The organism is Rhizobium acidisoli, from assembly GCF_002531755.2.
In the GTDB taxonomy this organism is placed as follows: domain Bacteria; phylum Pseudomonadota; class Alphaproteobacteria; order Rhizobiales; family Rhizobiaceae; genus Rhizobium; species Rhizobium acidisoli.
Genome location: NZ_CP035001.1, coordinates 1 through 22694 on the forward strand (window position 1 = coordinate 1; position 22694 = coordinate 22694).

At 60.7% G+C, this 22694-nt stretch carries 18 protein-coding genes and 7 pseudogenes; 17 read left to right on the forward strand and 8 right to left on the reverse strand.

The window, feature by feature from the left end; translation table 11 throughout:
- Positions 1-67: 67 nt before the first annotated feature.
- The 5 genes and pseudogenes from CO657_RS28885 to purU (CO657_RS28900) all read left to right on the forward strand — a co-directional run bounded on the left by CO657_RS28885 (position 68) and on the right by purU (CO657_RS28900) (position 4448).
- Positions 68-753, forward strand: a pseudogene (locus CO657_RS28885) (GltB/FmdC/FwdC-like GXGXG domain-containing protein).
- Positions 754-982: 229 nt separating this feature from the next.
- A complete protein-coding gene (locus CO657_RS37980) occupies positions 983-1501 on the forward strand; it encodes a glutamate synthase-related protein (RefSeq protein WP_281026232.1) in 519 nt (172 codons plus the stop codon).
- A pseudogene (locus CO657_RS37985) lies at positions 1411-1933 on the forward strand (glutamate synthase-related protein). Before CO657_RS37980 ends, CO657_RS37985 begins: the two are co-directional and overlap by 91 nt.
- 236 nt (positions 1934-2169) lie before the next feature.
- Positions 2170-3476: pseudogene (gene glnT, locus CO657_RS28895) on the forward strand (type III glutamate--ammonia ligase).
- Positions 3477-3563: 87 nt separating this feature from the next.
- Positions 3564-4448, forward strand: a pseudogene (purU, locus tag CO657_RS28900) (formyltetrahydrofolate deformylase).
- Positions 4449-4509: 61 nt separating this feature from the next.
- Here the strand turns inward: purU (CO657_RS28900) and CO657_RS28905 are convergent.
- From CO657_RS28905 to CO657_RS28925, 5 genes and pseudogenes are all read right to left on the reverse strand, one after another.
- Positions 4510-5331: an oxidoreductase gene (locus CO657_RS28905; protein WP_054184581.1), complete on the reverse strand. Its 822-nt coding sequence runs from the start codon at positions 5329-5331 to the stop codon at positions 4510-4512.
- Positions 5332-5578: 247 nt separating this feature from the next.
- Positions 5579-6326 (reverse strand): annotated as a pseudogene (locus CO657_RS28910) (NADPH-dependent F420 reductase).
- Between the two features lie 40 nt (positions 6327-6366).
- Positions 6367-7011: a TetR/AcrR family transcriptional regulator gene (locus tag CO657_RS28915; RefSeq protein WP_054184579.1), complete on the reverse strand. Its 645-nt coding sequence runs from the start codon at positions 7009-7011 to the stop codon at positions 6367-6369.
- An 18-nt stretch (positions 7012-7029) separates the two neighbouring features.
- Positions 7030-10138: pseudogene (locus tag CO657_RS28920) on the reverse strand (efflux RND transporter permease subunit).
- Positions 10138-11253: an efflux RND transporter periplasmic adaptor subunit gene (locus CO657_RS28925; RefSeq protein WP_054184577.1), complete on the reverse strand. Its 1116-nt coding sequence runs from the start codon at positions 11251-11253 to the stop codon at positions 10138-10140. Before CO657_RS28925 ends, CO657_RS28920 begins: the two are co-directional and overlap by 1 nt.
- Positions 11254-11352: 99 nt before the next feature.
- Here CO657_RS28925 and CO657_RS28930 point away from each other — a divergent pair, with 99 nt between their 5' ends.
- From CO657_RS28930 to minE, 12 genes and pseudogenes are all read left to right on the forward strand, one after another.
- Complete coding sequence (locus CO657_RS28930; protein WP_054184614.1) at positions 11353-11940, forward strand: TetR/AcrR family transcriptional regulator; 588 nt, start codon at positions 11353-11355, stop codon at positions 11938-11940.
- Positions 11941-12039: 99 nt separating this feature from the next.
- Positions 12040-12978: a helix-turn-helix domain-containing protein gene (locus tag CO657_RS28935; protein WP_245292996.1), complete on the forward strand. Its 939-nt coding sequence runs from the start codon at positions 12040-12042 to the stop codon at positions 12976-12978.
- A gap of 56 nt (positions 12979-13034) precedes the next feature.
- A pseudogene (gene purU, locus CO657_RS38320) lies at positions 13035-13115 on the forward strand (formyltetrahydrofolate deformylase); the annotation flags it as partial.
- Positions 13116-13223: 108 nt separating this feature from the next.
- Positions 13224-14357 carry an aminomethyl transferase family protein gene (locus tag CO657_RS28940; RefSeq protein WP_054184575.1) on the forward strand — a complete coding sequence of 378 codons (1134 nt, stop codon included), beginning with the start codon at positions 13224-13226 and terminating at the stop codon, positions 14355-14357.
- An 11-nt stretch (positions 14358-14368) separates the two neighbouring features.
- Entirely contained in the window at positions 14369-14974 is a 606-nt protein-coding gene (locus CO657_RS28945) for a dimethylamine monooxygenase subunit DmmA family protein (protein ID WP_054184574.1), read from the forward strand.
- Entirely contained in the window at positions 14971-15936 is a 966-nt protein-coding gene (locus tag CO657_RS28950) for a PDR/VanB family oxidoreductase (protein ID WP_054184573.1), read from the forward strand. The genes CO657_RS28945 and CO657_RS28950 overlap by 4 nt, the downstream gene beginning before the upstream one ends.
- A gap of 34 nt (positions 15937-15970) precedes the next feature.
- Complete coding sequence (locus CO657_RS28955; RefSeq protein WP_054184572.1) at positions 15971-17011, forward strand: heme-dependent oxidative N-demethylase family protein; 1041 nt, start codon at positions 15971-15973, stop codon at positions 17009-17011.
- A gap of 91 nt (positions 17012-17102) precedes the next feature.
- The gene (locus CO657_RS28960; protein ID WP_054184571.1) at positions 17103-18440 is read left to right on the forward strand and encodes an NAD(P)-binding domain-containing protein; all 1338 of its coding nucleotides are present in this window, start codon (positions 17103-17105) and stop codon (positions 18438-18440) included.
- A gap of 110 nt (positions 18441-18550) precedes the next feature.
- Entirely contained in the window at positions 18551-19153 is a 603-nt protein-coding gene (locus CO657_RS37990) for a methyl-accepting chemotaxis protein (protein WP_054184570.1), read from the forward strand.
- 210 nt (positions 19154-19363) lie between these two features.
- Positions 19364-20086, forward strand: a complete 723-nt coding sequence (gene minC / locus CO657_RS28970) for a septum site-determining protein MinC (protein ID WP_054184569.1) — start codon at positions 19364-19366, stop codon at positions 20084-20086.
- A 77-nt stretch (positions 20087-20163) separates the two neighbouring features.
- Entirely contained in the window at positions 20164-20979 is an 816-nt protein-coding gene (minD, locus tag CO657_RS28975; RefSeq protein WP_003594851.1) for a septum site-determining protein MinD, read from the forward strand.
- On the forward strand, positions 20976-21236 hold the full coding sequence (gene minE, locus CO657_RS28980; protein WP_003594850.1) for a cell division topological specificity factor MinE: 261 nt from the start codon (positions 20976-20978) through the stop codon (positions 21234-21236). The genes minD and minE overlap by 4 nt, the downstream gene beginning before the upstream one ends.
- Before the next feature lie 41 nt (positions 21237-21277).
- On the opposite strand, the gene CO657_RS28985 is transcribed toward minE, so the two are convergent.
- The 3 genes from CO657_RS28985 to CO657_RS28995 all read right to left on the reverse strand — a co-directional run bounded on the left by CO657_RS28985 (position 21278) and on the right by CO657_RS28995 (position 22462).
- Positions 21278-21658 carry a DUF6481 family protein gene (locus CO657_RS28985; protein ID WP_012555040.1) on the reverse strand — a complete coding sequence of 127 codons (381 nt, stop codon included), beginning with the start codon at positions 21656-21658 and terminating at the stop codon, positions 21278-21280.
- Between the two features lie 144 nt (positions 21659-21802).
- Complete coding sequence (locus CO657_RS28990) at positions 21803-22027, reverse strand: hypothetical protein (protein ID WP_054184568.1); 225 nt, start codon at positions 22025-22027, stop codon at positions 21803-21805.
- 225 nt (positions 22028-22252) lie between these two features.
- The gene (locus CO657_RS28995; RefSeq protein WP_003548109.1) at positions 22253-22462 is read right to left on the reverse strand and encodes a cold-shock protein; all 210 of its coding nucleotides are present in this window, start codon (positions 22460-22462) and stop codon (positions 22253-22255) included.
- Positions 22463-22694 lie beyond the last annotated feature (232 nt).

The following is a 22694-nucleotide window of genomic DNA, read 5'->3' on the forward strand; positions in this document are numbered from 1 at the left end:
GGGCGCCTGAAAACAGGAGACGGCTGAAACCGTCTCCCAGACAAACGAGGATTCCAACGAGGATTCAATGCCCATATTCGACCTTTCCAACACCCCGCTTCGCGAGTTGAACAGCGCGCTGCACGCCCTTTCCAAAGGCGCCAACGACACCGAATTCGAAGTCATCAACCCGCGCGGCAGCCATGCCGTCGCCGTCGGCATCGACAGTCCCGTCACGGTCTCCGTCAGAGGATCGGTCGGTTATTACTGCGCCGGCATGAATGACGGCGGCAGGGTGACGGTTCATGGTTCGGCCGGCCCGGGCGTTGCCGAAAACATGATGTCCGGCACCGTCGTCATCGAGGGCGACGCCAGCCAGTATGCCGGCGCCACCGGCCGCGGCGGCCTGCTCGTCATCAAGGGCAATGCGGCGTCGCGCTGCGGCATTTCGATGAAGGGCATCGACATCGTCGTTCACGGCAGCATCGGCCACATGTCGGCCTTCATGGGCCAGTCCGGCCATCTCGTCGTGCTCGGCGACGCCGGCGATGCGCTAGGGGATTCGCTCTACGAAGCCAAGCTTTTCGTCCGCGGCGAGGTCAAGAGCCTCGGCTCCGACTGCATCGAGAAAGAGATGCGCGGGAGCATCTGGAGAAGCTTGCCGAGCTGCTCGAGCGGGCAGGGGTGACCGACGTCAGGCCCGAAGAGTTCAAGCGCTACGGCTCGGCCCGCAAGCTCTACAATTTCAACATCGACAACGCCGACGCGTATTGAGGCGAGGGACACCCATGAGCTATCACAACCCCTATACCCCGCCCCGCAAGTCCGCGACCTTCGACGATTATACGCTCGCCGAAATCCGCGCGCGGCCGCGACCGGGATCTACGACATCCGCGGCGCCGGCACCAAGCGCAAGGTTCCGCATTTCGACGATCTGCTATTTCTCGGCGCCTCCATCTCGCGCTATCCGCTCGAAGGTTATCGCGAGAAGTGCGACACGACGGTGGTGCTCGGCTCGCGTTTCGCCAAGAAGCCGATCACGCTCAAGACGCCGATCACCATTGCCGGCATGAGCTTCGGCGCGCTTTCCGGCAATGCCAAGGAAGCGCTCGGCCGCGGCGCAACGATATCAGGCACCTCGACCACGACTGGCGACGGCGGCATGACCGATGAGGAACGTGGCCATTCGCAGACGCTGGTCTACCAGTACCTGCCGTCGCGCTACGGCATGAACCCTCGGGACCTGCGCCGCGCCGATGCCATCGAAGTCGTGGTCGGCCAGGGCGCCAAGCCCGGCGGCGGCGGCATGCTGCTCGGCCAGAAGATCTCCGACCGCGTCGCCAATATGCGCAACCTGCCGAAGGGCATCGACCAGCGCTCGGCCTGCCGCACCCGGACTGGACCGGCCCCGACGATCTCGAAATCAAGATCATGGAGCTGCGCGAGATCACCGATTGGGAAAAGCCGATCTACGTCAAGATCGGCGGCGCGCGTCCCTATTACGACACCGCCCTTGCCGTGAAGGCGGGCGCCGACGTGGTCGTGCTCGACGGCATGCAGGGCGGCACCGCGGCCACCCAGGACGTCTTCATCGAGAATCGGCATGCCGACACTTGCCTGCATTCGCCCGGCCGTCCAAGCGCTGCAGGAACTCGGCATGCATCGGAAGGTGCAGCTGATCGTTTCGGGCGGCATCCGTTCCGGCGCCGACGTCGCCAAGGCGCTGGCGCTCGGCGCCGATGCAGTCGCGATCGGCACCGCGGCACTTGTCGCCATCGGCGACAACGATCCGCACTGGGAAGCGGAATATCAGAAACTCGGCACGACAGCCGGCGCCTATGACGACTGGCATGAAGGCAAGGATCCGGCCGGGATCACCACCCAGGATCGGAGCTCGCAAAGCGCCTCGACCCGGTTGCGGCCGGCCGCCGCCTTGCCAACTACCTCAAGGTGATGACGCTCGAGGCGCAGACGATCGCGCGGCCTGCGGCAAGAACCACCTGCACAACCTCGAGCCGGAAGACCTCGTCGCACTGACCATCGAGGCATCGGCCATGGCGCAGGTGCCGCTCGCCGGCACCAACTGGATCCCGGGTAAGGAGGCTATTGATTTCTACCGGCCGGGCACACGTCCCGGCCGTCTTGCATCCATAACCAAGGTGTCTCCAAGAAATCCAAAGGGGAACGAGAATGACACTGGACCTTGCTGCTTTTGCCAGAGACAAAGGCATCAAATATTTCATGATCAGCTACACCGACCTGTTCGGCGGCCAACGCGCCAAGCTGGTCCCCGCAGAAGCCATTGCCGATATGCAGAAAGATGGCGCCGGCTTTGCGGGCTTTGCCACCTGGCTCGACCTGACGCCCGCCCATCCCGACCTGTTCGCGGTCCCCGATGCTTCCTCCGTCATCCAGCTCCCATGGAAGAAGGACGTCGCATGGGTTGCAGCCGACTGCGTCATGGACGATCAGCCGGTCGAACAGGCGCGCGTGTGCTGTTGAAAAGACTGGTCGCCGAGGCTGCGAAACAAGGGCTGAGGGTGAAAACCGGCGTCGAACCTGAATTCTTTCTGATCTCCGCGGATGGCTCGGTGATCTCGGATCAGTTCGATACCGCCGAGAAGCCTTGCTACGATCAGCAGGCGGTGATGCGTCGCTACGACGTCATCGCCGAGATCTGCGACTACATGCTCGAGCTCGGCTGGAAGCCCTATCAGAACGACCATGAGGACGCGAACGGCCAGTTCGAGATGAACTGGGAATATGACGATGTTCTGAAGACGGCGGACAAACACTCGTTCTTCAAATTCATGGTCAAGTCGGTCGCCGAAAAGCACGGGCTTCGCGCCACTTTCATGCCGAAGCCCTTCAAGGGACTGACCGGAAACGGCTGCCATGCCCACATCTCGGTCTGGGACATCGACGGCAAGGTCAACGCCTTCGCGGACAAGGAAATGGCCTTCGGGCTCTCGGCTCAGGGCAAGACCTTCCTCGGCGGCATTATGAAACATGCCTCGGCGCTTGCCGCGGTCACCAATCCGACGGTCAATTCCTATAAGCGCATCAACGCGCCGCGCACCACCTCAGGCGCCACCTGGTCGCCGAACACCGTGACCTGGACGGGCAACAACCGCACCCACATGGTGCGCGTGCCGGGGCCGGGACGTTTCGAGCTGCGCCTGCCTGATGGAGCGGTCAATCCCTACCTGTTGCAGGCGATCATCATCGCCGCCGGCCTCGACGGCATCCGCAGCCAGGCAGACCCCGGCCGGCACTACGATATCGACATGTATGCCGAGGGGCATCTGGTGAAGGACGCGCCGCGCCTGCCGCTCAACCTTCTGGATGCGTTGCGCGCCTATGATGCCGACGAGGGCCTGAAGCAGGCGATGGGGGCGGAATTTTCCGCTGCCTATCTGAAGCTCAAGCATCGGGAATGGAATGCCTACTGCTCGCATTTCACCCAGTGGGAACGCGACAGCACGCTCGACATCTGAGCGGCCGACGGATGTCTTCGACACGCCGGAGCGAAAGCTCCGGCGTGATCGCATCCTCGGCCCTGATCTCGCGAAGGAAGAGACAGCATGAAAAACATCGTACTCACCGTATCCTGCAAGTCGACGCGCGGCATCGTTGCGGCGATTTCGAGCTATCTGGCCGAAAAGGGCTGCAACATCATCGACTCCAGCCAGTTCGACGATCTCGATACCGGCAAGTTCTTCATGCGCGTCTCCTTCATTTCCGAGGGAGGGCCTGTCCGGCTCAGAGATCGGCGCCGACTTTGCCGCCGTCGCCGCGCCCTTTTCGATGGAATACGAATTCCACGACAGCGAAAGCCGCATGAAGGTGCTGCTGATGGTGTCGCGCTTCGGCCATTGTCTCAACGACCTGCTCTACCGCTGGAAGATCGGCGCGCTGCGATCGATATCGTCGGCGTCGTCTCCAACCATTTCGACTACCAGAAGGTGGTGGTCAATCACGACATCCCCTTCCACCATATTCCGGTCACCAAGGCCAACAAGGTTCAGGCCGAAGCCCATATCATGGAGGTGGCCGAGCAGACCGGCACCGAACTGATTGTGCTTGCCCGCTATATGCAGATCCTGTCGGACGAGATGTGCCAGAAGATGTCGGGCAAGATCATCAACATCCACCATTCCTTCCTGCCGAGCTTCAAGGGCGCCAACCCCTACAAGCAGGCCTATGGCCGCGGCGTCAAGCTGATCGGGGCAACGGCGCATTACGTCACCGCCGATCTCGACGAAGGCCCGATCATCGAGCAGGACACGGCCCGCATCACCCATGCGCAGTCGCCCGACGACTATGTCTCGATCGGCCGCGACGTCGAAAGCCAGGTGCTGGCCCGCGCCATCCACGCCCATATCCATCACCGCACCTTCATCAACGGCAATCGAACCGTGGTCTTCCCGGCAAGCCCCGGCAGCTATGCCTCCGAACGCATGGGTTGAGCGCCGCGGTCAGCCGCAAGGAGGCCGATGAGCCGGCGACGCCTGGAAGTTTGGGCCAGACTTAGGACGCAGCACGCTTTCCGAAGCCGAAAGTCTTGCGCAGGCTGCTGTCGACCGCGCTTGCCGGCATAAACCTGCGCAGCCGGCTTAGAAGCGTCGCTTGGCCACTGGCCGGTTGACGCATCTTGTATGGACCGTTGATTGCCGCCAATATCTTCTCCGCGACCGACGCAGCCGACGGCGCGGTTTTGATCTGGGCCTGGACCGCCTTGATGGTCGCGTCAGCCTGCGCTGCGTAAGGCCCCAGGGGTGCCTCGGTCTGGGCCGCGTTTACATCGAGCTTGGTGTTTGTGAAGGTGGGTTCGAGCAGCACGACGCGCACGTTGAACTCGCGAATCTCATGATCCAGCGACTCCGAGAGTCCTTCGAGCGCATGTTTGCTGCTGGCATATAGTCCCATAAACGGTGCGGGCAGGAAGCCGAGGACGGAGCTGATATTGATGATCAGGCCGCTGCGAGCAGCGCGCATGGAGGGCAAGACAGCGCGGATCATGCGCAGGGGGCCGAATACATTGGTATCGAATACCGTTTGCGCTTCGGAAGGCGACGTATTCTCGACCGGGCCGACCAGCGAAACGCCGGCATTGTTGATCAGAATGTCAACCTTGCCTGCCTCGGACAAAACCCATTGAACAAAGTCGGCGACCGAGGCGTCATCGGTCACGTCGACAGTCCCATAGCGCACGCCGGGAATGGCGTTAACGCGCTTCGGGTTGCGCACGCCCCCAAAGACCCGGAAGCCGTTTTGTGCAAGAAGGCGGGCCGATGCTTCGCCGATTCCGGAGGATGCTCCGGTGATAACGACAACTCTATTTTCAGACATGCATGCTCCTGGCTGGGCGCGAGTGGTTGAATACGTGCTTGAACCGTAGGGTGACTTCGCCCCTGTCGCCAACACGTAAGATTTCGATCGACATCTATAATTCTTATAGATGTCGATCGAAATATAAATCAAGCACTTTTTGCTTTACGGAGATTTTTTTGATGATCGCTCTCGCGAAACGCGCCGGAGCATGGCGCCGAACCCGTAACGGCGCCGACATGACCAAGCTGCATCAGCGTCAACGGATTCAAGATTTCGGCGCGGCAGTCCCGGCTCGGTTTCGAGCGACCGTTTCGTCATGGGTCAGGCTCGCACCTGCCGCGAAGAATTCCTTGATCAGGGCCTCGCGATGATCGGCTGCGCGGGATTGATCCGCCGATCGCAGCGCGTCTTCCAGCTCACCTACGGCGAGCTCCGTGCAATAGGCCGGGGTGCCCGGTTGCTGACGCCAGGACTCCGCCAGGCCGCCTGAATCCACCGCATCGAAACCGGTGGCCTCGACCAGCTCTATAGCGATCGCCTTTGCTTCCGGATCGTCGCCTGCAATCGGGATGGCGATGCGTCCATTGGTGCCGCCAGACCGCCCCTTCTCGGCCAGCGTTGCCGCCAGCACAGCATTCCAAGCCTTGACGACGGGGCGGCCGATTTGTTCGCTCACCCAAACGCTTTCGGGCATGCCGTCATCGACGTCCGCGATCGCACCGTCGCGAAACGGATAATAGTTTGTCGTATCGATCACGACGACCTCTTTGGGCACGTCATTGAAGAGCCCACCGAGATCGCGATAGCTTCCGAATGGGATCGAAAGAACGATCACCTCGACGCCCCGGACCGCTTCTTCCTTCGAAACAGCGGTCCCTCCGATATCGCCGGCAAGATCGCGAATGGTATCCGGCCCCTTCGAATTGGCAAGCTTGACCTCATGGCGCCGGCGGCGAGTTTTTTTTCGCCAGGGTCGCGCCGATGTTTCCGGCTCCGATAATTGCGATCTTCATGGCATGTCCTTTCTGTGAGGTGGAAGAACGGCCGACGCGCTTACCCTTTCAGGGAGGGCGCGGCGGCGTGGCGGTCTGATGTGCCGAGAGCTTTCATGATGAAGCTGATTTGGGCGTGGACGCTGACTGCGGTGGCCTCCCCCTCGTGAACGCGCTGCTCAAGCAGAACCGGATGGAAGAAGGGCAGGAAGGCGGTGATGATGCCGCGCGCCGCTTCGTCGGCGTCGTCGACTTTGAACTCGCCTGTCTGCAGACCCTCGCGGACAAGTGCTTTGAGGATTGTCAGGATGTCCTCATTATGGGCGTTGATGGTTGCCCAACTTCCATCCATGGCGGCGACGAGCAGCTGGTGCATGGGTCTGTCTTCCGCAAGTCTCCTCGTGCTGTGCCGGTGAATGGCGGCCAAAAGATCAGCCAGCCTTTTGCTCGCCGGCGCATCCGATCGTGCAATCGCCAGAGCGATTTCAGCGACTTCTTTGACAACCAGTCCGCAGACGGAACTGTTGATCGCCGTCCTCGAGGGAAAGAAGCGATAGATATTGGCGCGGCTCATGCCGAGTTCGGCGGCGATGTCGGCGACCGACGTCTTATGATAGCCGATCCGCCGAAAATGCTTTTCCGCCACCTCGAGAATCCGCGTGCGCGACTGCTCAAGATCAGTTGCTGTCGGATCCGCAAAAGTCATCGCTTCCTCCAGAGAACATCACTCGGCAGCCATTGCCGTCGGTAACTCCACCTCCTTCGGTGAATTTTCATGGTTTTCATTTTTCGTGGGCTTGATGCGGAACCAGCTGGCGTAGAGAGCGGGAAGGAAGAGCAGGATCATCACCGTGCCGACCGCCGTGCCACCGATCAGCGTGTAGGCCATCGACCCCCAGAACACCGAGTGGGTGAGAGGAATGAAGGCAAGCACGGCGGCAAGGGCTGTCAGGATGACCGGACGCGTCCGCTGCACCGTCGCTTCGATGACGGCGTGATAATCGTCGAGACCGGCTGCCTTGTTCTCCTTGATCTGTTCCGTCAGGATCAGGGTGTTGCGCATCAGAATTCCCGCCAGCCCGATCAATCCGAGAATGGCATTGAAGCCGAAGGGTTTGTCGAAGAGCAGCAGAACCGGAACCGCCCCGGCAAGACCGAGCGGCCCGGTCAGCATGACCATCGTCATCGTCGACAGGCTACGGACCTGCAGCACGATCACGATCAGCATCGCGGCAATCATCGCCGGGAAAATTTTCACCAGGGCGTCGTTGGCCTTGAGCGATTCCTCGATGTTACCGCCCATCTCGATACGATATCCGACAGGAAGCGAGGCGATCAGCGGCTGAAGCGCCTTCAGAATCTGCTCTGAGACCTCAGGCGGCTGCGACGCCTCGTTGATATCGGAACGGATGGTGATGACAGGCGTGCGGTCGCGGCGTTTCATGATCGGTTCTTCAAAGCGGATTTCCGAGTGGCCGATCTGATCGAGCGGAACCTGTCGCCCATCCCGGCTCATCAGCGAGAAGTCTGCCAGTCTGGACGGATCGAGCCGGTTGCCGCCGGCACTGCGGGCAACGACAGGCACGCTACGGATATTCTCGCGAACCTCGGTGATCGGAACTCCGCTCAGCAGCAATTGCAGCTGCTGGGCCGCCTCGGCCGGCGACAGGCCGATCAGGTTCAGCCGATCCTGGTCGGGAACGAAGCGCAGCACCGGCGTGCGGTTGCCCCAATCGCGGTTTGCCTGGCGCACATCCGGCACGCTCTTCATGATCTCGAGGGCCTTGTCGGAAATCTGGTACAGTTGCTCAGGATCCGGCCCGCTGATCCGGAACTCGACCGGAAACGGCGTGTAAGGACCGAAGACCAGCTGCGTGACGCGGACATAGGCTTCAGGGGCGAGCCCATCGGCAACGGCGGCGCGCAGCCGAAGCTTCAAGACTTCGCGTGTGTGGGCGTCGGGGGTCAGCACGACGATCTTGGCGAAAGACGGGTCCGGCAATTCCGGCGCCATGGCAAAGAAGAAGCGGGGAGCGCCCTGGCCGACATAGCTGGTGACGGTCTTTGCTTCCGGCTGCTTCTGCAGCCATTCTTCGAGCTTTTCAACCGTTGCCGTCGTCGTCTCGATGCTGGTGCCTTCGGGCATGCGGACTTCGACGAGGACTTCGGGACGGTCCGACGTCGGGAAGAACTGCTTTTTCACCGATCCCATTCCAACGACGGAGGCCCCCATGGCGATGACAACCACCGCACAGGTGAGGAACTTATGGCGCACGGTAAATTCGATCAGCCGCCGCAGGCGCCGGTAGTTCGGGGTGTTGTAGATGGCGTGATGGCCACCTTCGACCGGCTTGATCGCCGGCAGCATCTTGACGCCGAGATAGGGCGTGAAGACCACCGCGACAATCCAGGATACGATCAGGGCAAAGCCGACGACCCAGAAGATGTTGCCGGCATATTCGCCGGCGGTCGACCGGGCAAAGCCGACCGGCATCAGCCCGATGATCGTCACGAGCGTGCCGGAGAGCATCGGCGCCGCAGTATGGCTCCAGGCATAGGCGGCCGCCTTGATGCGATCCATCCCCTCTTCCATCTTCACCACCATCACCTCGATGGCGATGATGGCGTCGTCGACCAGGAGGCCGAGCGCCAGGATCAGCGCACCAAGGGTGATGCGATCGAAGAACCGGCCGGTCTCCAGCATGATGAGGAAGACGACGGCAAGGGTGAGCGGAACGGCCAGAGCCACCACAATGCCGACACGCCAGCCGAGGCTGACGAGGCTGACGAACAAGACGACGCCGAGCGCCATGGCGAATTTCAGCATGAACTCGCCGACGGCTTCGTCGATGTTGACGGCCTGGTCGCTGACCTTGGCGAGCGTCATGCCGAGCGGCAAGGTCTTTGCAATGGCGGCAGATCTTTCTTCCAGCGCCTTGCCGAGGTCCAGACCGTTCCAGCCCTGCTGCATCACCGCGGCAAGCATGATGGCGGGCTCGCCGTCATGGCGAATGAGATAGGTGGCTGGATCTTGATAACCGCGCCGCACTTCGGCAAAATCCGAGAGCTTCAAGGTGCGCCCGGCCGCAGCGATCGGCGTGTCTGATATCGCCTGGATGCTGTCATAGGCGCCATCGAAGCGAATGAACACCTGGGGCCCGCGCGTATCGATCGATCCGGCCGGCGTCAGGGTGTTTTGCCGCTGCAGGGCGGCCGCGATGTCCTGGGCCGAAATGCCGAGGGTGGCGAGCTTGGCATAGGAGAATTCGACGAAGATCTGTTCGGGCTGCTCTCCGAGGATGTTGATCTTCTTGACTCCCGGCACATGCAGAAGATCCTGGCGGATCACCTCGGCCTGGCGCACAAGCTCGCGCATCGGCATGCCTTGGCCTTCAGCGCATAAAGCCCGAAGCTGACATCGGAATACTCGTCGTTGACAAAGGGCCGAGCACGCCCCTGGGCAAGTTGCGGGCCTCGTCTCCAAGCTTCTTTCGGGCCTGATAGAATTCCTCCTCGACGTCCGTTGCCGGCGTACTGTCCTTCAAGGTGACGGTCAAAAAGGCGTATCCAGGCCGCGTTGTCGTCTCGACACGATCGTACCAGGTGAGTTCCTGGAGGCGCTTCTCGAGCGGTTCGGCGACCAGGTCCTGCATTTCGCGCGCTGTCGCGCCCGGCCACACCGTTGTCACCGTCAGGGTCTTGATGGTGAAGGAGGGGTCCTCGGCGCGCCCAAGCTTGACGAAGGCATAGGCGCCGGCGGCGGCCAGCAGAACGATGAAGAACAGGGTGACGGCCCGCTCGCGGACGGCGAGCGCGGAAAGATTGAAGGTCATCAGTTTGCCGCCTCTGCCTGTTCCACCTTGGTGCGCACGCTGGCGCCGTCCTGCAGCAGATGGGCGCCGAGAGCGACGATCGGCTCGCCTGATTTGACGCTGGAAACCACCGCCACCTCCTCACCCATCTGTTCGATTTTCACCTGCCGGAAGTGCACGGTCGACGATGCCTGATCGAAGACCCAGACGCCGGTGCGGCTGCCATCGTCCAACACGGCGCCGACCGGCACCGCGGCATGCGATTGGCCGCTGCCGTTGGAGATCCTGATCGTCACCGTCGCGCCCAGCGGCGCCGACGCTGCTGCGCCATCCAGAACCCAGCGTGCCTCATAGGTGCGGGTTTGCGGATCGGCAGCGTCGGAGATCTGGCGAAGCCGCGCCTTGTCCTGCCGGCTTTCGTTTCCATAGATGCTGGCATCGGCTGTCTCGCCGAGTTGCGGCCTGAGGAATTCCGGAAGCCAGACCAGCGCTTCACGCGGGCCGGCCTGTGCCAGCCGGACCACGGTTTGCCCCGCGGTCACGACCTGCCCCGGCTCGCCCAGCGTTTCGACGACCGTTCCATCGGTATCGGCAACCAGGACGGAATAAGCGGTCTCGTTTTCCGCGACCTTGGCGTCCGCCTCCGCCGCGGCAAGCTGCGCGGTGGCGGTGTCGAGCGCTGCCTTTGCCTGCTCGTAGCGCTGCGGCGTCGCCGCCAATCCGTTTTTCACCAAGGCGGCGTAGCGTCTCTCGTCTGCCTGCGCCTGGGTCAGCACCGCCTCAGCCGCAGCGACCGCGTTTCGTTTCGCCGTCAGGGCGAGACTCAGATCGGTCTCGTCGATGCGCATCAGCGGCTGACCGGCCTTGACCTGCACGCCAACGTCCACGTAGCGCTGCATGATCTTGCCCGGCACACGAAAGCCAAGATTGCTTTGCACCCGTGCGGCAATGGTACCGGTGAAGCTGCGCTCGGCTGTCTCCGGCTTCTTTGCCTGCACCAGTTTGACGAATGGCGGCGCCATTCGTGGATCGGCTGCTTGCGCGCTTCCTTTCGAGGGCGCCCCGAAAAACACGAATGCCGTGGCGCCGGCAGCTGCCAGCAGGCCGAACGAGGCGAGGAGGATTTTGCGATTCATGTCAGTTAAGCCTTCTTGACCGGCGCATCGATTAATTTAGATTGCGATCTAACTCTAATTCTGGTATAGATGTCAAATGAAATCTAATTGGAGATCGATATGAGAGTCAGTCGCGCTCAGGCCGAGGCCAATCGTGAAACAGTGATCGATGTCGCAAGCCGGCTCTTCCGGGAACATGGCTTCGACGGCATCGGACTGAAGGATCTGATGAAAGGGGCCGGCCTCACCCAGGGCGGGTTCTACAAGCAGTTCGAATCGAAGGATGATCTTGTCGCGCTGGCATCCGGGCGAGCGATGGAAAGCGCAGTGCGCAGATGGTCGAGGGTTGCCGCCGGAAGTCCCGATCCGCTTGAAGCGGTTGTCGACCTGTATCTTTCGCCCGGGCACCGGGAGGAAAAAGGGGGCGGCTGCCCTTTGGCGGCGCTCGGCTCCGACGCGGCGCGCCTTAGCGAAGAGGTCCGCGCCCCATTCCAGAACGGCATCGAAGCTCATCTTCAAATTCTCGACGAATTGATCCCCACGTCGGACGGCGCAAAACCCCATGACAAAGCCATGGTCATCCTGTCGCTGATGGTGGGCGCCGTCACCATCTCGCGCATCTTGACCGATCAACGCATGTCGGAGCGTGTGCTCGAAACCGCGACCGATGCCGTCAAGCGCATTGCGGGCGGTGCAGATGAAGAATGAGATCGCCCTTCTCAAGCCTCCCACCCCGCAAATCCACAGGCCTTCATGATCCCTAACGCCGCACGCACTCCACGATGGGCCGGAGTCGACTTCGACGGAATGCAGGAGATCTTCCTCGGACCTGCCCACTTCGATGCATCGCCGGATCACAGGCTTGATGGCTTTCGTTGGTCCGCGGATGCACGGTCTCACGGTGCGGTGACGGTAGCCGATCTCGCCTGCAATGGAGAGTGGAACCTCCGGGCCACCGCAGAGACACCGGAATGGTTTACCATTCACGTGCCGCGAGAGGGTCTCTCCGGCATGACGCGACGGCAGATCACGACAACAGCGTCGCCCGGCCAGATGCTGCTTGGCCAAAGCCGCAAGGCGGATCGCTTCCTGGTGCGGGGAGGGCGGCATCGATCGCAGAAGCTCTTTCTGGACTGGGGCCAGATTTGCCAGACGTTCGGGCTGCTGTTCGAAGCCCCCCTTGTCGGATCGCTCGACCTGTCACCCCTCGTTGAGGGATCAACTCCCTCAGGATATCTCGTCAAGAATCTCGTCGAGACGATAATCTCCGGCATGCTCGGCGACGGTATCTTGCTTCGTTCGCCGATAGCGATGGTCAACCTCACCCAGGCTCTCGCTGATTTGCTGATCAGACTGGTGCCGCATCGCTACTCTCAGCGTCTGGAGCAGGCTGCGTTTACACCCGCTCCCCGGCATGTTCGCCGGGCCATCGATTTCATGCACGCAAATATCGCCGAGCCGATCACGATCGCGATGATCGCTCAATCCGCCAACGTTTCGGTTCGCTCCTTGGAAACCGGTTTCCGGACTTTCAAAGGCGCGACACCGGGCAGCTACCTGAGAACTCTAAGGCTACGCGCCGCCAGAAAAGACCTTCTGGATCGGTCGAACCTGCAGAGCATCAGGGATATCTGCCTGAAATGGGGTTTCGTTCACGCCGGCCGCTTTTCTGCACTGTACGCGTCGGTCTACGGGGAAAGTCCCAGGGAAACCCGCAGGCGGAAAACCTCATCCAAAGCCAGCTGACCCGAGTTTCTCCAACTGGCGTAGAAGTCCAAGAATGCGCGCAGCTTCGCGAGCGCGCCACCCCCTACAAGCAGGCCTGCGGCCGCGGCGTCAAGCTGATCGTGGCAACCGCGCATTCGGTCACCGCCGATCCCGACGGCTATAGAAGTTTTGGGGAAATGCATGTCGGACGGGCTTGCCACGGCGCGAAAGATTTATATAGTCAAGAAATAAATATTCCGTAGAGGAAATAAGAGGGAACGGTAATGGCATTATCATGGCGTTTCTCCGTCTTGGCGGATCGGCATCGCGCTCTGGGATCGAAGCTCGAGGACTGGAGCGGTATGGGTACCGCCTGGACCTACGACAAGGATATGTCGGAAGAACATGTCGCCGTCCGCACCAAGGCCGGCATCATGGATGTTTCAGGCCTGAAGAAGGTCCATCTGGTCGGCCCACACGCCATCGCCGTGCTCGACGCCATCACCACCCGCGACATGACGAAGATCTATCCCGGCCGCTCGGTCTATGCGACCATGCTCAACGAGCGCGGCCATTTCACCGACGATTGCATCGTCTATCGCACCGGCCCGAACGCCTGGATGCTGGTGCACGGCTCCGGCTCCGGCCACGAGGAGGTCGTCAAGCAGGCGGCAGGGCGAAATTGCGCCGTGCTCTTCGACGACGACCTGCATGACCTGTCGCTGCAGGGTCCCCTGGCGGTCGACTATCTCGCCAAATACGTGCCGGGCATCCGCGATCTCAAATATTTCCACCACATGCAGACTACACTGTTCGGCGCGCCTGTGATGATCTCGCGCACCGGCTATACCGGCGAACGCGGCTACGAGATCTTCGTGCGCGGCCAGGACGCCGTCATGGTCTGGGACCGGATCGTCGAGGAAGGCAAGGAAATGGGCATCATCCCTTGCTGCTTCTCCGTACTCGACATGCTGCGCGTCGAAAGCTACCTGCTGTTCTACCCCTACGACAATTCGCAGATGTATCCCTTCGCCGACCAGCCGCCCGGCGACAGTCTTTGGGAACTCGGTCTCGACTTCACCGTCAGCCCCGGCAAGACCGGCTTCCGCGGCGCGGAGGAACATGCCCGCCTCAAGGGCAAGGAGCGTTTCAAGATCTTCGGCATGCTGATCGATGCCGACGGACCGGCCGATCTCGGCGACGAGGTCTTTGCCGACGGCAAGAAGGTCGGCGTCATTACCTGCCCGAGCTATTCGGCGCTGACGAAGAAATCCATGGCGATTGCCCGTCTCGACGTTGACAAGGCGGTGCATGGGACGAAACTCGAAGTCCGCGGCAAGACCGTGAAGGCAAACGCGACCGCCCACACACTCCCCTTCGACGATCCGGAGAAGAAGAAGAGGACTGCCGTAGGTTAAGGAGCACGCCAATGCTCGTTGCAGGCATCAAGAGCCGACCAGTCTATACGGGCCTGACCATCCAGCCGCATGCCCGGCGGCACATTTTCGCGCTCGAAGGGGAGGGCGCCAAGGCTCTCCTCGACCAGCGGGCAGCACTTAACGAAACCGCTCTTTCCCGCAGCGAAATCCTCTATGTCGCCCGCGGCTCGCAAGGCTCCGGCCTGGACGAGGCACTGCGCCACCTCGGCACCGACATGTTCTTCACCGCTCCGACGATCGCAACGCTGCTCTTCCGGTTGAAGGGATCGCTCGCCACCGCCCATATGGGCACCCGGCTTTATATAGCGGGCACGGAAGGCTTCATCGGCCAGGCAATGCTGATGGCGCTCGATTACGGCATGGACCACGCCTCCGTCATCACCGAACACCGCGGGTCGCTTGCTAGGCGCGTGCAATGCGTCCACTGCAAGGGCACGACCGACGACGTCACCGCCAGTCCCTTTACCTGCAGCCATTGCGGATTGACGCTTCTGGTGCGCGATCATTATTCGCGCCGGCTCGCCGCCTTCCAGGGCGTCAATATCGATGCAGAAGAACCGGGCAGCGCGCCCGACCCCGAGGAGTTGTTTCTTTGAGCGGCGGCACAGAAATTCCCGTCCGCGTGGCGCGGATCACCCCGATCGCCGAACGCGTCAAACGTTTCCGCTTCGAGCGCTTCGACGGCAAGCCGATGCCTTATTTTTCCGGCGGCGCGCATATCATCGTCTCGATGAACGATGGCGGCCATATGCGCCGCAACGCCTATTCGCTGATGTCGCCGCCGCATGATTGCGCAGCCTATGAGATCAGCGTGCTGCATGTCGAGGATTCACGCGGCGGCTCCACCTTCATGCATGAGAAGGTGAGCGAAGGCGACGAGTTGAAGGTCAGCTACCCCGTCAACCTCTTCCAGCCGGACTGGCGCGGGCGCAAGCATCTTCTGATCGCCGGCGGCATCGGCATTACCCCCTTCATCGCGATGATGGAGCAGTTCTCCCGCGAGGGCGCCAATTTCGAGCTGCATTATGCGATCCGCACGCGCGACCGCGGCGCCTATTGGCGGGAACTGCTGGAGCGCTACGGTTCCCATCGCATCAAGATCCATTGCGACGCCGAAGGTGCGGCCATCCCCCTGACGCGCCTGCTCGACAGCCAGCCGCTCGGCACGCATCTTTATGTCTGCGGCCCCACAGGGATGATCGATGGCGTGTTGAAAACCAGCGTCAACGCCGGATGGCCGGAACAGAACCTGCATTCGGAACGGTTCCTGTCGTCGCTGCCCGGCAAGCCTTTCACGATGGAGCTGATCCGCTCCGGCAAGACCGTGAAGGTCGGCCATCACGAAAGCATGCTGGAGGCGATCGAAGCGGCGGGCGTCGACGCACCCTTCCTCTGTCGCGGCGGCGCCTGCGGTCAATGCGAGACGGGGGTCGTTACCTGCGACGGCAAGCTGCTGCACAATGACGTCTATCTGACGAGCGAAGAAAAGGCATCCGGCCGCAAGGTGATGATCTGTGTTTCCCGCTTCGAGGGAAACAGGCTGCATCTTGATCTCTAACGGCATCGGATCAAGCGGAACAAGGAGACCGAACATGGCAATCGCCTTCAAGCAGGAAACCTTTCGGAATGATTTCAGCTACGGCAACAGCCCCGAAAACATCCGGCGCTTCCCCTTTCCCTTCGAGCGCGACGAATACATGTATTCCGTCAACATGGAGCCGCATGTGCGCGGCCGGGCGGGCACCGTCTTCGAAAACCTGATCGACGTCGACGAGCATTATGTAGCCGAGATGCACGACCGGGCACTGGTTTTGAAGGAGGATCCGCTTCGCTATCAGGCCCTGCCGCACATGATGAGCGCGCAATGGGATACGCTGGAACTGCTGATGGAAGAGCAGGCGGCGGGCAATCCAGACCATTTCACGCTGATCCGCAATGGCGACCAGTGGCGCTGGATCAACCGCCCGCTCGGCATCGACGACAGCTTCACCTTCGGCGACGCCTCGACGCTGCCCTATGAGCCCTTCGAATACATCACCCGCCAAGCCCAGGGCGACTTCTGCATCGTCGACCAGCGCGACGGCAATCTGTGGATGGATGCCGGCATGGTAACGACGCAGGCCGACTGGTCGCTCGATTTCGATATCGGCATGAATTTCATGGAATGGCATGGGCCGGTGCCGCTCGCCCATCAGATCGGCGTCTTCGACCGGGCGCTGAAATTCCTGTTGAACCTGCAGCAAGGCAAGCCGACACGACGCTTCAACTGGACGATGACGATCAATCCGCGCCTCGACACCAGTCCCGAGAATTATCACAAATGGGGTCCTGATCGCACCACGGTGACATCGGACAATGTCGGCGAGAAGGTGCATCTGCGCGTCGAATTGCAAAGCCTCTGGCGTCTGCCGCGCTCCAACGCCATCCTTTTTGTCATCCGCTGCTACCTGATGAACATGGACGAACTCGTCACCGTGCCGAAATGGGCGCGCCGTTTCCCGCGCGTGCTGAGGACGCTGCCGCCCGAGCTGATCGACTACAAGGGCCTCACCCGTTTCCGCGAGACGACGATCGACTGGCTTTCCAAATATGACGACGGAGCACCGACCAGCCCCGGCATTTTTCCCGACTGAGGTGCTGCGCATCTTTTAGGCACGCAGGACACCGTAACACTCTGAAAATTCGTCGCAAATTTATATTGCATAATCAAGAGGGGAATGCTTCATGACAAGAGTAGCCGTCATCGGTGCCGGTCCTTCCGGTCTGGCGCAGCTGCGCGCCTTTCAATCGGCTGCCCAGAAGGGCGCCGAGATCCCGGAGATCGTCTGCTTCGAAAAGCAGTCGGACTGGGGCGGGCTCTGGAATTATACCTGGCGCACCGGCCTCGACGAATATGGCGAGCCGGTGCATGGCAGCATGTATCGTTACCTCTGGTCGAACGGCCCGAAGGAATGCCTCGAATTCGCCGACTATTCCTTCGAGGAGCATTTCGGCAAGCCGATCGCCTCCTATCCGCCGCGCGCCGTACTCTGGGATTATATCAAGGGCCGTGTCGAAAAGGCGAATGTCCGCCATTGGGTGCGCTTCAGCACGCCGGTGCGCATGGTCCGCTTCGACGAAGCGACGAAGAAATTCACGGTGACGGCGCATAACCGCGTCGAGGACCGGATGTATGACGAGGAATTCGACTATGTCGTCGTGGCATCAGGCCACTTCTCGACGCCGAACGTGCCCTATTTCGAGGGCGTGAAGACCTTCAACGGCCGCGTCCTGCATGCCCACGATTTCCGCGACGCGCTGGAGTTCAAGGGCAAGGATATTCTGCTCGTCGGCCGCAGCTATTCGGCCGAAGACATCGGCTCGCAATGCTGGAAATACGGCACAAAATCGGTGACGACGAGCTACCGCTCAAAGCCGATGGGCTTCAAATGGCCGGAGAATTTCGAGGAACGGCCGCTGCTGACCCGGCTCGAAAACCGCACGGCCTATTTCCTCGACGGCTCGAGCAAGGAGGTCGACGCGCTGATCCTGTGTACGGGCTATCAGCACCATTTCCCCTTCCTGCCCGACGACCTCCGGCTGAAGACCGCCAACCGCCTCTGGGCCGACAGCCTCTACAAGGGGGTGATCTTCGATAAGAACCCGCAGCTCTTCTATATCGGCATGCAGGATCAGTTCTATACCTTCAACATGTTCGACGTGCAGGCCTGGTGGGCACGCGACGTGATGATGGGCCGCATCACCCTGCCGCCGGAAGAGGAGCTGAAGGCCAATTTCGACATGTGGCGGGCCCGCGAGGAGACGCTTGAGGATGCCGAGCAGATGATCTGGTATCAGGGCGACTATGTGAAGGAACTGCTCGCCGAGACCGATTATCCCTCCTTCGACATCGAAGGCACAAACCGGACCTTCATGGAGTGGGAACATCACAAGACGGACAATATCATGGGCTTCCGCGACCACGCCTATCGATCGCTGATGACCGGCAACATGTCGCCGAAGCACCACACGCCCTGGGTCGAGGCGCTCGACGATTCCAAGGAGGAATATCTGCGCAACTGACCGGACCCGAGTGTTCTGCCGGACGAAGCTGTTCGTACATCTTCGTCCGGCATATTTGAAACGACTCGATATAAATCCATCCGCAACTCTTCACCTCGCACGTGGCCTTCATGGATTTTCAAACGAGCATTCTCGGACGCATGAGCGGTTTTCTCTATCGCTGCCGTGCCGATGAAAACTACACGATGCTTGAGATGACCAACGGCATCGAGCGCATTTTCGGTTATCCCGCCGACGACATCATCGGCAACCGCACGCGGACCTTCACCTCGATCATGTACGAGGAAGACGTGCCCTTGATGGACGAAATCGTCGGCCGGGCGCTGGAGAAGCGCGCGGACTGGACAATGGAATACCGCATCCGCCATGCGATGGGCCATCTGATCTGGGTGACGGAGACCGGCGGCGGCATATGGGACCAGAAGGGCGAGCTTCTCTACCTCGAAGGCAGCATCATCAACATCGAATCGCTCTATCAGCGAATCGACGAGCGGACCGCCGACATGCGCGTCACTGCTTCGAAGACCAACGAGATCCTGCAATCGCTCCGCTACCTGAAGCTGCTTGCCGTCAATGCCGGCATCGAAGCTGCCCGCGCCGGCACCGCCGGATCGGGCTTTGCCGTGCTTGCCGCCGAGATGCGCACGCTCGCCAACTCCTCCGAAGAGGCCGCGCGCGCCATTTCCGAGGCGCAACGCAAGGCGGAAGGCTGAGCGTTTTCCGGGGCGACGAAATATTTACGGCTCAGGTCAAAAACGCGGCTGTTAACCGTGCGGCACTGCCGAATATTACGTTTAATTTTCAATGGCTTGTTTCAATTTCGCGGTTGAAAAAACGCTTGTCATTGCCGCTAATATTAAGGCCGCGTTAACTTTTTGTTAACCATAGCAGCGGTAGATATGGTGAACGATTTCTTCACATAGATGACCAAAGTGCTAACAGACGCTCGCTCTATCCGCATCAAGGGCCGCTCCTTTCTGGCCGTCATGTTGTCTCCGGACCTTCCTTTCGATGATTGGTTGGCGAGGCTCGACGATCTGGCCGCGCGTTCGGCCGGCTTCTTCCTCGGACGGCCTGTCGTGCTCGATCTGACGGACCTGCAAATCGACCGGCCGCAGCTGAAAGAGCTGATTGCCGAACTGGCCAAGCGCAATGTCAGCATCATGGGCATCGAGGGCGCACGGCCTTCCATTCTCGGCGCGGGCATGCCGCCGGCGCTCAAAGGCGGCCGCTCCGCTTCCGACATCGAGGTTCAGGCCAATGAGCCTGCCGGTTCGCCGGTGAAACCTGAAGTCGGCGCGATCCGCCCGGCAACGACGCAATCGATCGTGATCAGGGAGCCGGTGCGCTCCGGGCAATCGGTGATCTTCCCGGAAGGCGACGTCACTATCGTGGGGTCCGTCGCCTCGGGCGCCGAGGTCATCGCCGGCGGGTCGGTCCATATCTACGGGGCGCTGCGTGGCCGCGCCATGGCGGGGTCCATCGGCAACGCATCGGCGCGGATTTTTTGCCGCAAGCTGGAAGCCGAGTTGGTGGCCATCGACGGCGTTTACAAAATGGCGGAAGACATGGCCGCCAATCTTCGCGGACAGGCTGTTCAGCTCTGGCTCGAAGACGATGCGATCATGGCGGAAAAAATGACCTGACGACAGCGCCGCGCGGCTTTGAGAAACGCGTGAAGGACGCTGGGACACTTCGAATTACTGCGGCAAAGGAGAGAGACATGGGGAAAGTGATCGTCGTCACGTCAGGCAAGGGCGGGGTCGGAAAGACGACCTCGACCGCCGCATTGGGAGCGGCGCTGGCGCAACGCAATGAAAAAGTCGTCGTCGTCGATTTCGACGTCGGCTTGCGCAATCTCGACCTGGTCATGGGCGCTGAGCGCCGGGTCGTCTACGACCTGATCAACGTCATCCAGGGCGATGCAAAGCTCACCCAGGCGCTGATCCGCGACAAGCGGCTGGAGACGCTGTTCCTGCTGCCGGCCTCGCAGACGCGCGACAAGGACAATCTGACGGCCGAGGGCGTGGAACGGGTCATCAACGACCTGAAGCGCTATTTCGATTGGATCATCTGCGACAGCCCGGCCGGGATCGAGCGTGGCGCAACGCTTGCCATGCGCCATGCCGATGTTGCCGTTGTCGTCACCAACCCCGAAGTCTCGTCGGTACGCGATTCCGATCGCATCATCGGCCTGCTCGATGCCAAGACCGCCAAGGCCGAACGCGGCGAGCGGATGGAAAAGCACCTGCTTCTCACCCGCTACGACGCCAACCGCGCCGAGCGCGGCGACATGCTCAAGGTCGATGACGTGCTGGAAATCCTGTCCATCCCGCTGCTCGGCATCGTGCCCGAAAGCATGGATGTGCTGCGGGCCTCCAATATCGGTGCGCCGGTCACGCTGGCAGAAAGCCGCAGCCCGGCGGCAATGGCCTATTTCGATGCCGCCCGCCGGCTCGCCGGCGAATTGGTGCCGATGGCGATCCCTGAGGAAAAGCGCAACATTTTCGGCAAAATCTTCGGACGGAGGGCGGCATGAATATTTTCCGTCTTTTCAACAAGCAGAGAACCGCACCGGCCGCTCGCGAACGCTTGCAGGTGCTTCTTGCCCACGAACGTTCCTCGGCCGGGTCGGACCTGGTCACGCTGCTGCGCGAAGAAATCCTCGCAGTGATCGCCAAGCATGTCGAACTAGACCATGACAAGGTGCAGGTGACGATCGATCGCAACGAGTTCGTCTCGACGCTCGAAATCGATGTCGAAATCCCGTTGAATGCAGCCGTGCAGGCCGCTTGAAAGAGGGCGCTGCCTGTTGTGACGACAGGCAGCGCTGACAGTCACGACTTTCTGGCTTTTCGATTGGCGTAACGCAGGTCGCGTGCGGCCTTCCGGGCGGCTTCGTCGGCAATGACGCGAGCGATCCGGTCCTTGTCAGCCGCTTCGCGCGCGTCGGCGTCGGCGCGTGCTGCAGCCTCGGCGGCGGCCTGGCGTTCTGCTTCCGCGGCTTTCGCCTGCTCCAGTTCCTCACGCTTTACCCGTTCGCGCTCGGCGCGGCGTTCTTCCCTGGCGGCAGCGACGGCCTGACGCTCGGCCTGCTTTGCCTGCCTGGTCGGTTCAGCCTTATCCTTGGCGTCACGATACGCATTGAGGAGAGCGGCCTTTGCTTCGGCAGCGGCGCTGCGACGATCGGAAAGCTCATTGTTTCTGGCGTTTTTCAATTCTGTTACCTGACTGTTTGGCTGCGACGTTAGAGCATGATTGCCGAAAACTGTGCGGCTTTCGCATGACCCTATGCTCTATGTATTCGATTGGGATCCGGATGCTATTATGCCAATCCGGTTTGAAATCATCTAGATGTTGAATCACTTTTTCTTTTTTTGCTTCACGGCTGGGCCGGCGGCCGCCATCAAGCGATCCTGCAATTCCTTGGCCTCACGGGCTTCGCGCAATCTCAAGGTCTTTTCCTCGCGGGCGCGCACTGTCTGATCGATTTCTTCGACCGCGCGGCTGCGCGCCAGGAATTGCGACTGTACGTTTCCGAAGGCGATCTCCGCCCGTTGGCGCGATTTGCTGTGTGTGTCTGTCATATCAGTCCTGGATTTTCGTGACAGCGCCGCGCGTCTCAAGACGGGCAAAGGACGCTGGAACACGTTGACTTGCTGCATAATTCCTTAAATCGATTCCGATTTAAGGAATGGTGCAGCGGCCCGCTCGAGCGCAGCAAAAAGGCCAGGCAAGTTGCCTGACCTCGCTGGTATCCCGCTTTCAACAATGCCAGTACATCCGTGGTCAAAGGAAAGCAGATATCAATCTTAGGCAGCTTGAAGATTGCAAGCGGACATTTTGCCCGACTTGTTATCGCGCTCAAGCTCGTAGCCGATCTTCTGGCCTTCGACGATTTCACGCATGCCGGCGCGCTCGACGGCAGAGATATGAACGAAGGCGTCAGCGCCGCCGTCATCAGGCTGGATGAAGCCGAAGCCCTTGGTGGAATTGAACCATTTAACTGTGCCAGTGGTCATAACAAACCCTTTCATAGCAATTGACAGGCCGCACGTGCGATGCACGACGGATGATAATCTCGATTTTGAAGAGGGAAGTTCGTCCAGGGCACGTTGTCGGCGTGCGATAACAAAAGTCAAACAAGCAATATCGACAATGCGGATATAATCACTCAACCCGAATTTGTCAACTTTTAGTTTTTCGAAACTCCATATTCTCTAGATGGTTGTATCACAGTGACTTTACACATTG

Coding starts and splice junctions, on each gene's coding strand:
- CO657_RS28930 (WP_054184614.1), top strand. CDS start 11,353: ATGAGAGTCAGTCGCGCTCAGGCCGAGGCCAATCGTGAAACAGTGATC.
- CO657_RS37990 (WP_054184570.1), top strand. CDS start 18,551: ATGGATTTTCAAACGAGCATTCTCGGACGCATGAGCGGTTTTCTCTAT.
- CO657_RS28960 (WP_054184571.1), top strand. CDS start 17,103: ATGACAAGAGTAGCCGTCATCGGTGCCGGTCCTTCCGGTCTGGCGCAG.
- minE (WP_003594850.1), top strand. CDS start 20,976: ATGAATATTTTCCGTCTTTTCAACAAGCAGAGAACCGCACCGGCCGCT.
- CO657_RS28905 (WP_054184581.1), bottom strand. CDS start 5,331: ATGTCTGAAAATAGAGTTGTCGTTATCACCGGAGCATCCTCCGGAATC.
- CO657_RS28935 (WP_245292996.1), top strand. CDS start 12,040: ATGCAGGAGATCTTCCTCGGACCTGCCCACTTCGATGCATCGCCGGAT.
- CO657_RS28945 (WP_054184574.1), top strand. CDS start 14,369: ATGCTCGTTGCAGGCATCAAGAGCCGACCAGTCTATACGGGCCTGACC.
- CO657_RS28940 (WP_054184575.1), top strand. CDS start 13,224: ATGGCATTATCATGGCGTTTCTCCGTCTTGGCGGATCGGCATCGCGCT.
- CO657_RS28925 (WP_054184577.1), bottom strand. CDS start 11,253: ATGAATCGCAAAATCCTCCTCGCCTCGTTCGGCCTGCTGGCAGCTGCC.
- minC (WP_054184569.1), top strand. CDS start 19,364: ATGACCAAAGTGCTAACAGACGCTCGCTCTATCCGCATCAAGGGCCGC.
- CO657_RS28955 (WP_054184572.1), top strand. CDS start 15,971: ATGGCAATCGCCTTCAAGCAGGAAACCTTTCGGAATGATTTCAGCTAC.
- CO657_RS28915 (WP_054184579.1), bottom strand. CDS start 7,011: ATGACTTTTGCGGATCCGACAGCAACTGATCTTGAGCAGTCGCGCACG.
- CO657_RS28995 (WP_003548109.1), bottom strand. CDS start 22,462: ATGACCACTGGCACAGTTAAATGGTTCAATTCCACCAAGGGCTTCGGC.
- CO657_RS28990 (WP_054184568.1), bottom strand. CDS start 22,027: ATGACAGACACACACAGCAAATCGCGCCAACGGGCGGAGATCGCCTTC.
- minD (WP_003594851.1), top strand. CDS start 20,164: ATGGGGAAAGTGATCGTCGTCACGTCAGGCAAGGGCGGGGTCGGAAAG.